Here is a 14,037-nt window from a genome sequence, read left to right on the forward strand (position 1 = left end):
GGAAAGAATCTTGGATTATTTTAACTACAAGGAAGATGGTCAGCTATGGGCTGAAGGTGTCTCCCTCACTCAAGTCGCAGAGCAATTTGGTACTCCAACCTACGTGTATTCTCGCGCTACTTTAGAACGCCATTGGAAAGCATTTGATCAATCTGTGGGCGAATTTCCTCATTTAGTATGTTACGCAGTAAAAGCGAACTCTAATCTGGGTGTGCTCAATGCGTTGGCTCGCTTAGGTTCTGGTTTTGATATTGTTTCTCTTGGTGAGTTAGAACGTGTGGTTGCCGCTGGCGGCGATCCATCAAAAGTGGTTTTTTCTGGTGTAGGGAAAACAGCGCAAGAGATTAAACGAGCATTAGAGCTAAAAATTAAGTGCTTTAATGTTGAGTCTGAACCTGAATTAGAACGAATCAATCAGGTGGCAGGAGAGTGTGGTGCAGTCGCCCCTGTTTCTTTACGTATTAACCCTAATGTGGATGCCAAAACTCACCCATATATTTCAACAGGCTTGCGTGACAACAAGTTTGGTATTGCATTTGAGCAAGCGCCACGTGTGTATCAAGTCGCACAAAAAATGCCGCACCTAAATGTTGTTGGTATTGATTGCCACATTGGCTCTCAGTTAACCGACATTGACCCATTTATCGATGCTGTTGATCGCTTGTTAGGTCTCATTGACAACCTAAAAGCGCAAGGCGTAAATATTAAGCACCTTGATGTGGGTGGTGGTCTAGGTGTGGTCTATCGTGATGAAATGCCTCCGCAACCTTCCGATTATGCGAAAGCACTGTTGGCTCGTTTGGGTAATCATCCAGATATCGAGCTGATATTTGAACCGGGCCGAGCTATTGCCGCTAATGCTGGTGTATTGCTGACCAAAGTTGAGTTCCTTAAACATACGGAACACAAAAACTTTGCCATTATTGATGCGGCAATGAACGATCTTATGCGCCCTGCGCTATATCAAGCATGGCAAGATATTGTTCCTTTACGTCCACGCCAAGGTGAAGCGATTACTTATGACTTAGTAGGTCCTGTGTGCGAAACCGGTGACTTCTTAGGTAAAGATCGTAATTTGGTTCTTGAGCAAAATGATCTGTTAGCTGTGCGTTCAGCAGGTGCTTACGGCTTTACTATGTCTTCTAACTATAATTCTCGCCCACGCGTGGCTGAAGTTATGGTCGACGGAGAAAGCATGCATCTTGTTCGCCAACGTGAAAGCGTTGAAAGTTTATGGCAACTCGAAAGCACACTACCGGAGTAATTGAACAGCATGCATTTCCATTTTTCTAAAATGCACGGACTAGGCAACGACTTTATGGTTGTTGACTGTATCACTCAAAATATTTTTTTCTCGCCGGAGCTGATACGTCGTCTTGCTGATCGCCACACAGGAGTTGGTTTTGACCAACTTTTAGTTGTAGAAGCACCTTATGATCCAGAAACCGACTTCCACTACCGAATTTTCAATGCCGATGGTTCAGAAGTAGAACAGTGTGGCAACGGCGCGCGCTGTTTTGCTCGTTTTGTTTCCATGAAAGGCTTAACTAATAAGTACAGCATCCGTGTCAGTACTAAAAAAGGGAAAATGCTGCTTAAATTAGCCGATGATGATCAAGTTCGAGTCAACATGGGCATACCAGAGTTTGAGCCAAGTAAGATTCCTTTTAAGGCTAAGCAAAAAGAGAAAACGTATATATTACGAGCAGGTCAACACACCTTGTTCTGTGGCTCTGTAAGCATGGGCAACCCGCATGTCGTAACCGTAGTAGATGATGTTGCAACGGCTAAAGTAGAAGAGCTAGGTCCGCTACTGGAATCGCATGAGCGTTTCCCTGAGCGAGTGAATGTAGGCTTTATGCAAATTGTCGATCGCAACAAAATTGCTCTGCGAGTTTACGAACGTGGCGCAGGTGAAACCCAAGCTTGTGGTAGCGGTGCGTGTGCTGCGGTTGCGGTTGGTATTCTGCAAGGCGCTTTAAATGAACATGTTGAAGTGAGCTTAACTGGCGGAAAACTAAAAATTGAATGGGCAGGGCCAGGACAGCCATTGTTCATGACGGGTAGCGCTACGCATGTCTTTGATGGACAGATTAGCTGTTAACTCATAGTGATATAAGGAATTACCTTGGATTCAACAGCCAAAGAACTATTTACTGCTCTAGATATAGAGCAGTACTTGTTAGATAACCCTGATTTTTTTGTGGGTAGAGAACACCTGATTGATTCTATGAGCGTGCCGCATCATCGAGAGGGGACGGTCTCTTTGTTTGAGTTGAAACTTGGCCGTCAGCGTGAACAAATTCAGGCATTAGAAAAGCAAAAAAATGAGCTAATGACCTTAGCCAGTCGCAATGACCGTATCTTTCGTCATTTTATGCAGTTAGAAAAGCGCATTTTATTGGCAAAGTCTGGCGAACAGGTGATCAGTGCTTTAGAAAAAAAGGCACAACAGCTTGAGCTTACTGTTGTCGTGGGTGTTGTCGGACACGTTAGTTCGCAACTGCAAATAAACCCACAAGACTGGTCAAAATTCAAAACGCAGAATTTGGCGGAACGAGGGGCCTATCTTGGCCGTTTGAAACGCAGTGATCGTGAGTTAATCTTTACCCAAGGTACGCCAGTTTCAGAGCTAGGATCGTATGCGGTTCTGTCTTTTGAGCATCCAAGCTTAGAAGGCTTTTTGTGTTTTTGTAGCGAAGATGGCGGGCGCTATCAGCCAAGCCAAGATACATTATACTTAAGCCACCTAGCGATGGTTGTTGCTCAGCAACTTACAAATTTACAATGGCAGAAGGTTCAAACGCTGCATGTCCAACCACATTCCTAACACCTATCAAACTTGGATCGATGCGTTCATTACTTATCTCAATAGCGAAAAAGGAATGAGCGAACACACCCAGAGCAATTACCAAAATCAGCTGACTATTATCGCCTCACAACTGGTGAGTTTTGGTGTGCAAAGTTGGCAACAACTGGATATTGCTTGGGTGAGACAAATTGCGGCCAAAGGCTCCAGAGAAGGACTAAAACCGAATAGCTTGGCCACTCGATTGTCCTGTTTGCGCAGCTTTTTAGATTATCTAGTGCTAAAAGGTGAACTGTCGGCAAACCCTGCTAAAGGGGTCAGCACACCAAGAAATCATAAGCGACTGCCGAAAAATCTTGATGTTGATGAAGCAGGGCAACTGCTAGACATCAACATGGATGATCCGCTATCCATTCGTGATCGAGCGATTATGGAGCTTATGTATGGAACGGGGATGCGTCTTTCTGAACTGATCCAACTGAACGTGAAAAGCGTACAGGGTGATCGCGGAGAAATTCGCGTGATTGGTAAAGGCGATAAAGAACGAATCGTCCCTTTTAGTGGTGAAGCGAAACGTTGGATACTGCACTGGCTAAAAGTGCGCCCGTTGCTGTTAAAAGAGGAACAAGAGGCGTTATTTATTTCCAAACGAGGCACTCGGATCTCGCATCGGAATGTGCAAAAGCGTATGTCTGAATGGGGCATTAAGCAGGGGGTGACTAGCCACATTACTCCGCACAAACTGAGGCACTCCTTCGCTACTCATATTTTGGAATCTAGTGGTAACTTGCGTGCGGTACAAGAGATGTTAGGACACGAAAGCCTATCAACTACGCAAGTGTACACTCACTTAGACTTTCAGCATTTAGCGCAAGCCTATGATAAAGCTCACCCTAGAGCGAAGAAGAAACCGGAGTCGTAATGCGTTTTTATCGAAGCTTAAATACAGTGCAAGCAATGACTTTCGACCTTGATGATACTTTGTATGACAATCATCCAGTGATTAAGCGATTAGAGCGAGACTTACGACTTTGGCTGGTGGACTCTTTTCCACCGTTATCGGCTTTTGATGAACAAGATTGGAAAAGGTTTAAGCAACAAGCATTGCGCAGTAGTGAGCGCTGTCGACATGATGTGACCGTGGCAAGAGAGACTCAGTTAGGGTTTGCTTTTGCTGCCATTGGAATCATAGGCACAAGCCAAGCAGAGGCCATTGAGCAGACCATGCAACAAGTGACTCTGTTACGAAATAGAGTCGATATCCCAGAGCAAACCTTCCGCACGCTAGAAGTGCTCGCACAAAGATTACCATTGGTTGCGATTACCAACGGCAATGTTGATGTGCAGCGCATTGGCTTACAAGATTACTTCTGCGCCACTTTTAAAGCGGGCCCTGATGGCGCGGCGAAACCTAACGCCGATATGTTTGTGAAAGCATCTAAGGTATTAAATACACCTGCTCACTCCATATTACATATTGGGGATCATCTACAAACAGATGTTATGGGCGCAAAAGCTGCCAGTTTTCAGGCGGCTTGGTTTAATGATTCTGCTATAGATATCAAGCTACAATCAAAAGCAACCGTTATGCCCGATGTAGAGATTAATCGTATCGAGCAATTGCTGCATTTTATTTAGATGATGCGCTTTTAAAGTGCGTGACTTAAAGGGCGTGGTCTAAAGTGCGTGACCACTACGATCAGCTTGGAATACTTGCAGATAATAGTCTAAAAACTCAGTCAGCTGTTCGGCTTGGCTCTCTAACCCCTCTAAACGCATTAGCTCTATCCCCACCTCACAAGTACACAGATTACCGTCATTTTGGTTTCTGCGCAGGCTGTAGTTAGAGAGGCTGGATGCTTGTAAATGATATTGCGGCAGCGCTTGCAACCAAGGGCTTTGTCGCCACATTTTCTTCGCTTCTTGCCAAGTTGCATCCAGCACAATGTACAGGCGAGGCGCTAATGACTGTGATGCGCTTTGCTCTGTGCTATACGCTTCAAGTACCTGACTATGCTCACTGGGAAATAACAGCACAGGGTTAGGGTGACTGGCTATGAGATCGAGTAACTCTGGAGCGGGATTAGTGCGGCTCCAGAGAAACTGCTGGGCATTGGGCAGGGCATTTAACAACAGCTTACCGGTATTTGTTGCTCGTTTTAGCTCATTTGGGTGGCACAGTAATGCCATCTGTATTGGGTGTTCAAATGAGGGAAACTGCTCGCACAAACAGTGGTGCTTGAAGCCACAAACAGCACAAGCCATTACTGAGCCTTTTTCAGGTTTAAACCATCATTGGTTAATGGGTAAGTTGCGCCATTGATGGTTTCATATTGAGTAGATAAGGTATCCCCTTTAAGCTCAAAGTCGCGTACGGCAATGATCTGCTGTCCTTGATAGGTGACAGAGGTCACTTGGATTAAATCGCTGTTTAATGTCTGCCAGTGACCTTGTTCAACCACATCTTGGCTTCCATCGTTATAAGAATAACGGCTTTCGGCTCGATGATCAGCGGATAGGGTTAGGGTGAGCAAAGTGCTGTTGTCGATAGATTGACTATAAGTGCCAGCAACTTGATCGCTAGGGTAGCTAGAGTCGTTATAACAGCCACTAAAGCTGCGATCGGCAACTTGCAGTTGCGCTGTCCATCCGTAAATAGAATCGCTCATCGTATCGCGGCACATTTGTGGACGAATAACGAGTTGTCCTTGGGTAAGGCTATAGCGTGATTCGCTGAGGTTTTGTTCTAAATTCACCACAGGTAAATGCAGAGTCTCTTTACCTAACTGAGACAGCTCGATAGCGCCTTCTGAAACATCGGCTGACCATGATGGCTCATTGCCAAAAGCTCTTGCTTCTCGGGGGGGTTGTTGGCAGCGATTGCTGTTTTCGGTGCTGATAACGTTAAATTCAGTGACCACAAACTTACTACCAAACTGCTGTGCAAAACCGCTGGTGGCAGGCTCAAAACAACCGAATACTTCAGCATACATCGCCTGATTCGGTTTAGTGGTCATGGATTCTGCGGCAGTGCGAACCTGCGTAGGCAGTTCTAGCCAGTAGGTTGCGTTGCTATTGCAGGGGTGTATGGTGCGCGATTCATGTCCAATCATAATCTCACCACGCAGGAGCACGCGCGCTGGGGCTTCTGTGTCCGGTATCAGAGGTTGTGTGGACAGCACATTACTTTCGGCTGTGCTCGCCGAGGATTGTGGTGGCTCGGTGCTACTACAACCGAGCAAAACCATAGAACTAATAACAGAAAGTAGTGTGCATTTTTTCATTATCTAGCCTGTGATGGGCGATGAATTTAATGCTTATCTTAACAGGTGCTCAAGAAGATAGTGAGCCACAGCGTCATCTTCATTGCTGCCAATCACTTCATTGTTTGGTAGCGCCGCTTTTACTTTAGCATGCGCGGTTTGCATGACTTTACCCATGCCTGCCATCGCCAGCATTTCAGCGTCATTCATTCCATCACCAAACGCAATACAGTTAGAGAGATCTTTACCCAAACTTTCTGCTACCGCTTGCAATGCCAGCCCTTTAGACACTTCGCCCTGCATTACTTCAAGACACCAAGGCGTCGAGAAAGCCACATTAAGCTCATTGCCAAACTCTTTGTTTAGCTTATCTTCAAAGGTGCTTAAGTACTCATGACTCTCATGAGTAAAGAAGACTTTGGCTACGCCATCTTTGGGGGCATTTTTGTCATCAAACTGACGAAATGCAAAGCCTGAAGATTTACTAAAAGACAACAGATGTTCGTCGATCTGGTTAACCCACCATTGGTCATCTTGGTAGATGTGAATGATGATCTCTGGATCTTGACGAATAATATCAATCACGGGTTGTACCAACTTAGAGTCAACGTTTTGGCTGTACATTAAGTTGTTATTGATATCGTGTACGCGAGCACCATTAGAGGTGATCATATAAGCGGGAATCCCCGAGTTTTCGCGGATATAGGCAACGTCTATATGGTGACGGCCGGTCGCAAAAATAAAAGTATAACCTTGCTCATGCAGTTGTTTTAAAGTCTGCTTGGTCATTTCAGAGAGCTGGTGGTCGGGGGCCAAAAGTGTGCCATCTAAATCAGAGGCGACAATAGTAATGTTTTCAAAAGCAGAGTTATTCAAGGTTATACCCTTTTCTTATATTTTCAGGATCGTTTGTATAGTACGTTATTCATAAAATAAGAAAGAGGGTAAACCATGCTTTCCTCTTTTCTTATTTTCCTCTTTTTTAATTTAGTCGACTCATTGCTCAAAAAATCCCAAAACAGCGTCTAAAGCTTGGTTTCTTGCATGATCTTGTTCGACGAGCACCTCATGCTTAGCATCAGCAATCGGTACTAGCACCGCATCTTGGCGGACTTTACTTAGCTGCGCGATAAATTGATTTTGGGCGTTGTTGTCAACCACGGTATCTAAACTTGGCTGGATAAGAAGCAAAGGAACATTAATCTGCTGTGCCTCTTTTACGCATTTCTCTGAGCCAATAACACCTTGCCAGACCCAGTGTGAGGTTGGGCCGCCCATTTGAATTTGCTCGGTTTGTTCAAACAGATTTGTCGACCATTCATACCTTAATTTGCAGGTGCTGAGATTATTGTCTTTAAACGGTTTCTTTTGATAAGCCGTTTGTCCCAATGCGTAGTGAGGTTGCTTGCTCCAGCGAATGAAAGTCTTACACAAAGGTTTAACGACGGCCTTTAGTGGAGAGGGCATTTTAATCCCAAACATAGGGGCGCTTAAGGCAATGGCATGGAATGGGTGCGAGTGCTGAGTTTGGATGTAGCGTGTTGAGATTGCGCCACCCATAGAGTGACCAAGAATAAATCGGCGGCTATAGCGATTAAAATTAAATTGCTGCACGACAGTTTCTAGATCTTCAACGTAATCTTGAAAATTATCGACATGCCCCATTTGCGGATCATCTAGCAATCGCTCAGACATACCTTGACCGCGATGGTCGTAAGAGTAGATATCAAAGCCTTGCTTAAATAGGTCATAAAACAACTCTTGATAACGACAAACACTTTCAGTTCGTCCGTTGACCATCAGGATAGCTTTGCTGTGTAGCGGTGATGTGAGACTGATCCAATAGAGTTTTTTGTTGTTTTTTCCTTCCGTGTAACCTTGCTGTCGGTTATCCCAGAAACTCGCTATCGGGTATTTCATTTGATATTCGTAGTCAGCTTCTTGGGTGCAGACATCTATCGCATTTTTTGACATTGCATTTGTTTCCTGTTCACGTTACAAACAGCATAACATCCTAAAATGATAGTGAATATAGGGACTAATATGGAGTTGAAAATTTGGTTGGCATACGTCGCCACTGCAGTTATTTTTAGCCTAGCACCAGGGTCAGGCACGGTAAACTCAATTGCGAATGGGATTAACTATGGCATGCGTAAATCGTTATCGGCAATTGTAGGTCTGCAGTTAGGATTACTTTTTCATATTGTATTAGTCGGAGCGGGCATTGGAGCATTGGTAGCTCAGTCGGCAGTTGCCTTTACTGTGATTAAGTGGATTGGTGTTGCGTATTTAATCTGGCTTGGCATTCAAAAATGGCGAGATAGCAAAAGCTTTAAGTTGGTCGAAAATCATGAGCAAGTATCAAAAAGTCGTTTATTAAAACAAGGGATTTTTATCAACCTGACTAACCCAAAATCGATTGTGTTTCTCGTGGCGTTATTTCCGCAATTTATCAACCCAGAGTTGCCACACCTTCCGCAACTACTAATTCTGGGTGTAACAACTATTGCTATTGATGGCATGGTGATGCTGGGCTATACCGGCCTTGCCTCACAAATGGGCAATTTTATCCGCTCAGATAAAGTGATAGGAAAGCTGAATAAAGTGTTTGGCTCCATGTTTATTGGTTGTGGTGTTTTACTTGCCGCGGCTAAAGGCTAAAGGCTAAAGGCTAAAGGCTAAAGGCTAAAGGCTATCGAATGTCACTCAATAATCGAGAGTGACATTCATATTTCGTAACATGAATCTTTTGTGACATCGGCGAGTTTGGCTTGCTGGTGTCTTTTTTTTGGCTAGTGTATATGGATATTCGTATATGGTTATTGGTTGTCATAATGTTGCCTCATCAATTTTTTAAACTACTTGCAGATGAAACGCGTTTACGTTGCCTATTGTTGATTGCTCGTGAAGGTGGCTTGTGCGTGTGTGAGTTGACTCATGCGTTGCAAGAGAGTCAACCGAAGGTGTCTCGTCACTTAGCGCAAATGCGACAGTCGGGTGTATTAGTGGATGAACGACGAGGGCAATGGGTTTACTACCATATCGCCACAGATATTCCTGGCTGGGCTAGGAAGGTGATTGATGGCTTACGTGATTCAAATTGCCTGAAAGAACAATATCAAGAAGATACCCAAAGATTAGTGCACATAGACGATAAGTCCTGTGTGTGATTTGCAATTTTAAATACTCATTAACAACGTGAGAGTAAAGGATAGAACATGACTATTAAAATCGGTATCAACGGCTTTGGTCGCATCGGTCGTTTGGCTTTAAGAGCTTCATTTGATTGGCCTGAAGTGGAATTTGTACAAATCAATGATGTGGCAGGTGATGCTAAAACATTGGCTCATTTGTTGGAGTTCGATTCAATTCAAGGACGTTGGCAGCATGAAGTGACCTTAGATGGCACTAATATGCTGATCAATGGCAAAGCAATAAAAACCACTCAAGAGCGCGATATCGATGCAGTTGATTGGTCTGGCTGTGATGTGGTGATTGAAGCAACAGGTGTGCACCGTAAGACTCAGTTCTTGAATAAATACCTAGCGCAAGGCGTGAAGCGAGTCGTGGTTTCTGCACCAGTGAAAGAAGAAGGCATCGCCAATATCGTAGTCGGCGTGAATGACGAAATTTTTGACCCTGCTATCCATAAAATTGTTACCGCAGCCTCTTGTACGACTAACTGTATTGCACCGGTAGTGAAAGTGATTCATGAAAAATTAGGTATTGAGCAAGCAGCATTCACCACCATTCATGATCTGACTAATACTCAAACTATTTTGGATGCACCACACAAAGACTTACGCCGTGCTCGCGCATGTGGCATGAGCTTGATTCCAACGACAACCGGTTCAGCGACGGCAATCGTTGAGATCTTCCCAGAGCTGAAAGACAAGATTAACGGCCATGCAGTGCGTGTTCCTTTAGCGAACGCTTCTCTTACTGACATCATTTTTGACGTGAAACGCGACACGACAGCCGAAGAAGTTAACGCTCTACTCAAAGAAGCTTCAGAAAATGAACTGAAAGGCATTTTAGGCTTTGAAGATCGCCCACTAGTGTCGATTGATTACAAAGGTGATCAACGCTCAACCATCGTTGATGGACTATCTACCATGGTAGTGGGTACTCGCATGCTGAAGATCTACGCATGGTATGACAACGAAATGGGTTATGCGACACGTACCGCAGAGCTTGTACGTACAGTTGGTTTAGCTGACAAATAATTAATTAAATTCACGAGCATACCTCGGTGTGCTCTTGTATTGAGGAATAGATAAAATGACACATCCTACTTGGGAATTGCTAATCGATAATGGCGCCGCGCTGGTATTAACTCCGTGTCCGGGGACAAAAGAGCTGGGTTTAGATGAATCTCTGGCACAACTTAAAGAGCAAGGTGTAGAAGCTATTGTTACGGCAATCAATGTCGAAGAGATGACTAATAAAAACGTCCTTGAGCTCGGTGAAAAAACCAAAGCACTAGGTTTAAAGTGGTTCCACCTTCCGATTGAAGATGACTGTATTCCTGACCATGAGTTTGCCGAGCAGTGGGTGAGCGTAAGCCCAGAGCTGCACCAGATTGTGAACAATGGTGGCAAAATTGCTATGCACTGCATGGGTGGCTCGGGTCGTACTGGTCTATTAGCTGCTAATCTTCTGTTAGAGCTTGGTTGGTCATTGCCTAAAGTAATCACTGAAGTGAAAACACTTCGCCCTGGTGCATTTAGCAAGCCTATTCAGGTTAACTATGCCGAAGCTCTTGCACAAACCTATTAATTCTTCCTATAAGTCGTATTAGTGTGTCTTTGCCATAAAGGCACACTTTATTATGAAAAAGAGTTCTTGAGACAATCCCTATGCTATCGACTTTAGATAAAAGTGTTCGCCAGTACATGTTGGTGACGTTCAATTATTGGAACTTCACTCTGACGGACGGTGCCTTGCGTATGCTGGTGGTGCTGTATTTTTACGACTTGGGGTACAGTAGTTTAGCGATCGCTTCTCTGTTCTTGTTTTATGAGTTCTTTGGTGTGGTAACGAACCTTGTGGGAGGCTGGCTAGGTGCAAGGCTTGGTTTAAACCGAACCATGAATGTAGGCTTAGCGATACAAATATTCTCATTAGTCATGCTCGCTGTTCCACAAGCATGGCTCACCATACCTTGGGTGATGGCGGCGCAAGCTCTATCTGGTATTGCAAAAGACTTAAATAAAATGAGCGCCAAAAGTGCCATCAAAACTCTGGTGCCTGATGAAAAGCAAGGGGCTTTGTATAAGTGGGTTGCTATCTTAACGGGCTCAAAAAATGCCTTAAAAGGTGCGGGTTTCTTTTTAGGTGGCGTTTTACTGTCAGTATTAGGCTTCAAGGGAGCGGTACTGGCTATGGCAATGGTACTGTTCTTTGTTCTGATCGGTAGCTTGGTTTGGTTAGAAAGTGACATGGGTAAGGCGAAAAGTAAGCCTAAGTTTAAGCACTTATTCTCTAAATCAGAAAGCATTAATGTATTGTCGGCCGCGCGCTTATTCTTATTTGGCGCACGTGATGTATGGTTTGTTGTAGCTCTGCCTATTTATCTAGGTAGTGTGTTTGGCTGGAACCACTCTATGGTCGGCGGTTTTCTTGCATTGTGGGTCATTGCGTACGGTGTTGTGCAAGGTATTGCTCCAAGAATTACCGGCAAAGTGCAGGGCAGGGTACCCGATGGTAAAGCGGCGCTGTTGTGGGCTGTATTGCTGTCAGTGGTGACAGGTGCTATTGCGTATGGAATACAAATTGGTTGGCAACCTCAGCTTGTGATAGTGGGTGGCTTGTTGATTTTTGGCGCAATCTTTGCGGTAAATTCATCATTGCACTCTTATCTTATTGTCAGCTATGCCAAAGGTGATGGCGTATCTATGGATGTTGGTTTTTACTACATGGCTAATGCGATGGGACGTCTTGTCGGTACGGTGCTTTCGGGCTGGGTCTTCCAGACAGCAGGTTTTGCAGCTTGTCTCTGGGTGTCGTTTGCATTTCTTGTGTTAGCGAGCTTAATCTCAATAAAATTACCGAGACATGCTGCACAAGTCTCTCCCGTTTAATGCTGAGTTCGTCTGTTTTAGTTGCAGGCTTATAATCGCCATTATTTAGCTAGATACTTGTTATAACAGCAAATTTTTAGAAAAAACAAACAAAAAAGCTGATTAAGGTATCCTTGATCAGCTTTTTTATTGTTATGATACTGGTCGCACAATAAAAGGAAGTGTTGTAATGAGACAAAGGGTTTTGTTTTTTGATCTTGCGAGATGTGTTGCTGCAATTGCTGTCATCGCAATTCATGTGTTGGCCCCTTATCGCTATCAATTTGGTGTCATTCCATTTGACGAATGGTTTACCGCAATAAGTATTAACAGCGTGAGTCGTTGGGCAGTGCCTGTATTTATTCTCATCTCAGGTGCGTTAATGCTTAGTGATAAACGACCTTTTGAGTTTAAGTATTACGTTAAACGCCGCCTTGGAAAGGTATTAGTTCCTTTTATTGTTTGGTCAATTTTCTATGCGTATTTATCGGGTTGGAGCAGTTATGGCTTTGATGCGACTAACGCCAAAGATACCTTGATTGAAGGGTTAGATCATGCCACTTACTACCATCTAGGTTTCTTTTATTACTTCATCCCGCTGTATTTTGTTATCCCGTTCGTGCAGATATTTGTGCGTCGCTATGATGATCAAGCATTGTATGCGCTCACGGCGTTGTGGCTTATTACCAGTACCCTATTTTTACTGCGCATTGATGGTTTGTGGAGCAATCAAATATGGCTTTACTCTGGTTTATTGCCCCTTGGCTATATCCTGTACCAAAAAGTGCCATTGACTAAATCAGTGGTGAGCTTTTTTGTGTTGATTGGGGTCGCCTCTTTTGCCATTACCATTTACCAAGTGGTGTCACTGAGTTTAGAAGCAAATGAATACACTTATGGGCGTTGGTTGTCGTATAAGACATTAAATACAGTATGTGCTGCTAGCATGGTCTTTATGTTGTGTCGTTATTATGGTGAAGGACTGTCAGCGAAAGCCAACAAAGTTGTCGGTTTTATTAGCACACACAGCCTTGGTATTTATATCCTACACCCTATTTTCTTGTGGCCGATGAAAGAGTTAGGTTGGGGGCAAGGGCACCCAGCTTGGACCATTCCCTTGTGGATTATCGTCAGTGGTGGTGGCGCATTACTGCTAAGCTGGTTGGTTTCTCGTTCTAGAAAAACCGCGTGGTTACTGCCGTAATTCCTAGGGCGGAAATAAGCGTACGCTAGAAATAACAGGAATATAGAAATAAGAGCGGTCTCAATGATAGAGGCACGCTCTTATTTTTTTATCTTTTTAAGGCAAAGTGCATGAACTTGTCACCTTGATAGGTCAATTCACCTTGGTTGCCCGGTGATAAAGCATGATAGTAGTGAACACCGACCTTAAATTCCCGCTTTGGCCCAAAACGCCCTTTTTGTACGTAAATCCAGTACTCTTGTTCTTCTCCAGGCTGTGCATCAGGTATATCGATGGCTTGTTTATCGATAACGGTCACGCTCGCTTTTTGCTCTGGTGCGTCAACGCCATGCACGTGTTTACTATAAATGTATTTGAATGCGAAGGCTGCTGTAGCAACAAGAATCGCGACCAAAACAAATAGAGATATCGGCATATATGTCTCCTTGTTATCTATTCGCTATAGAATTTTTAGCTATAGAGTGTAGCCCGCCCTTTTTTGCTAATAGAACTATTTACGAAATAGCGTGATCTGAGCGCGAAGTTGCAATGAAAAATGGTAATTAGCTCACAAAGTGAGTTGAACCACAGTTGTAACTAAAGGTCTTATTTTGTGAGGTGAGAGTAATGAAATTATTGCTAAGCTTGATTTAGGTTCAATAATCAGCGCTCTTGCTCGATTTTACTAACAGAATAGTAAAAGATAATACCAATCACACT

General features: G+C 43.9%; 16 protein-coding genes. 11 read left to right on the forward strand and 5 right to left on the reverse strand.

Going from position 1 to position 14,037, the window contains the following annotated elements:
• The first annotated feature begins 10 nt into the window (after positions 1-10).
• From lysA to VHA01S_RS14190, 5 genes are read left to right on the forward strand one after another with little or no spacing between them, the layout of a single operon-like run.
• Positions 11-1,264: a diaminopimelate decarboxylase gene (gene lysA / locus VHA01S_RS14170; protein WP_023405045.1), complete on the forward strand. Its 1,254-nt coding sequence runs from the start codon at positions 11-13 to the stop codon at positions 1,262-1,264.
• 9 nt (positions 1,265-1,273) lie between these two features.
• Complete coding sequence (gene dapF, locus VHA01S_RS14175; protein WP_023405046.1) at positions 1,274-2,104, forward strand: diaminopimelate epimerase; 831 nt, start codon at positions 1,274-1,276, stop codon at positions 2,102-2,104.
• Positions 2,105-2,128: 24 nt separating this feature from the next.
• Positions 2,129-2,830, forward strand: coding sequence for a DUF484 family protein (locus tag VHA01S_RS14180; RefSeq protein WP_023405047.1), 702 nt, complete (start codon positions 2,129-2,131; stop codon positions 2,828-2,830).
• Positions 2,811-3,731, forward strand: a complete 921-nt coding sequence (gene xerC / locus VHA01S_RS14185) for a tyrosine recombinase XerC (RefSeq protein ID WP_023405048.1) — start codon at positions 2,811-2,813, stop codon at positions 3,729-3,731. The genes VHA01S_RS14180 and xerC overlap by 20 nt, the downstream gene beginning before the upstream one ends.
• The gene (locus tag VHA01S_RS14190) at positions 3,731-4,447 is read left to right on the forward strand and encodes an HAD-IA family hydrolase (protein WP_023405049.1); all 717 of its coding nucleotides are present in this window, start codon (positions 3,731-3,733) and stop codon (positions 4,445-4,447) included. The genes xerC and VHA01S_RS14190 overlap by 1 nt, the downstream gene beginning before the upstream one ends.
• A 39-nt stretch (positions 4,448-4,486) precedes the next feature.
• Here the strand turns inward: VHA01S_RS14190 and VHA01S_RS14195 are convergent, their stop codons facing one another.
• The 4 genes from VHA01S_RS14195 to VHA01S_RS14210 all read right to left on the reverse strand — a co-directional run bounded on the left by VHA01S_RS14195 (position 4,487) and on the right by VHA01S_RS14210 (position 8,046).
• Positions 4,487-5,074: a tRNA-uridine aminocarboxypropyltransferase gene (locus tag VHA01S_RS14195; protein WP_023405050.1), complete on the reverse strand. Its 588-nt coding sequence runs from the start codon at positions 5,072-5,074 to the stop codon at positions 4,487-4,489.
• Positions 5,074-6,093, reverse strand: a complete 1,020-nt coding sequence (locus VHA01S_RS14200) for a COG3650 family protein (RefSeq protein WP_023405051.1) — start codon at positions 6,091-6,093, stop codon at positions 5,074-5,076. The genes VHA01S_RS14195 and VHA01S_RS14200 overlap by 1 nt, the downstream gene beginning before the upstream one ends.
• Before the next feature lie 33 nt (positions 6,094-6,126).
• A complete protein-coding gene (locus VHA01S_RS14205) occupies positions 6,127-6,954 on the reverse strand; it encodes a Cof-type HAD-IIB family hydrolase (protein ID WP_052029631.1) in 828 nt (275 codons plus the stop codon).
• 114 nt (positions 6,955-7,068) lie between these two features.
• Positions 7,069-8,046, reverse strand: a complete 978-nt coding sequence (locus VHA01S_RS14210; protein WP_023405053.1) for an alpha/beta fold hydrolase — start codon at positions 8,044-8,046, stop codon at positions 7,069-7,071.
• 69 nt (positions 8,047-8,115) lie between these two features.
• Here VHA01S_RS14210 and rhtB point away from each other — a divergent pair, with 69 nt between their 5' ends.
• The 6 genes from rhtB to VHA01S_RS14240 all read left to right on the forward strand — a co-directional run bounded on the left by rhtB (position 8,116) and on the right by VHA01S_RS14240 (position 13,338).
• Complete coding sequence (rhtB, locus tag VHA01S_RS14215) at positions 8,116-8,733, forward strand: homoserine/homoserine lactone efflux protein (RefSeq protein ID WP_023405054.1); 618 nt, start codon at positions 8,116-8,118, stop codon at positions 8,731-8,733.
• Between the two features lie 173 nt (positions 8,734-8,906).
• Complete coding sequence (locus VHA01S_RS14220; protein ID WP_039971041.1) at positions 8,907-9,242, forward strand: metalloregulator ArsR/SmtB family transcription factor; 336 nt, start codon at positions 8,907-8,909, stop codon at positions 9,240-9,242.
• Between the two features lie 48 nt (positions 9,243-9,290).
• Positions 9,291-10,298 (forward strand): ArsJ-associated glyceraldehyde-3-phosphate dehydrogenase, encoded by a 1,008-nt coding sequence (locus VHA01S_RS14225; protein ID WP_023405056.1) that lies wholly within the window; start codon positions 9,291-9,293, stop codon positions 10,296-10,298.
• A 55-nt stretch (positions 10,299-10,353) separates the two neighbouring features.
• Positions 10,354-10,851: a phosphatase domain-containing putative toxin gene (locus tag VHA01S_RS14230; RefSeq protein WP_023405057.1), complete on the forward strand. Its 498-nt coding sequence runs from the start codon at positions 10,354-10,356 to the stop codon at positions 10,849-10,851.
• 80 nt (positions 10,852-10,931) lie between these two features.
• The gene (gene arsJ / locus VHA01S_RS14235) at positions 10,932-12,155 is read left to right on the forward strand and encodes an organoarsenical effux MFS transporter ArsJ (protein WP_023405058.1); all 1,224 of its coding nucleotides are present in this window, start codon (positions 10,932-10,934) and stop codon (positions 12,153-12,155) included.
• A gap of 169 nt (positions 12,156-12,324) precedes the next feature.
• The gene (locus VHA01S_RS14240) at positions 12,325-13,338 is read left to right on the forward strand and encodes an acyltransferase (protein ID WP_023405059.1); all 1,014 of its coding nucleotides are present in this window, start codon (positions 12,325-12,327) and stop codon (positions 13,336-13,338) included.
• Positions 13,339-13,426: 88 nt separating this feature from the next.
• Here VHA01S_RS14240 and VHA01S_RS14245 read toward each other — a convergent pair whose 3' ends face one another.
• On the reverse strand, positions 13,427-13,753 hold the full coding sequence (locus tag VHA01S_RS14245) for a DUF2500 domain-containing protein (protein WP_023405060.1): 327 nt from the start codon (positions 13,751-13,753) through the stop codon (positions 13,427-13,429).
• Positions 13,754-14,037: the final 284 nt, after the last annotated feature.

Origin of the sequence: Vibrio halioticoli NBRC 102217 (assembly GCF_000496695.1) — a bacterium.
GTDB classification, from domain to species: Bacteria; Pseudomonadota; Gammaproteobacteria; order Enterobacterales; family Vibrionaceae; genus Vibrio; species Vibrio halioticoli.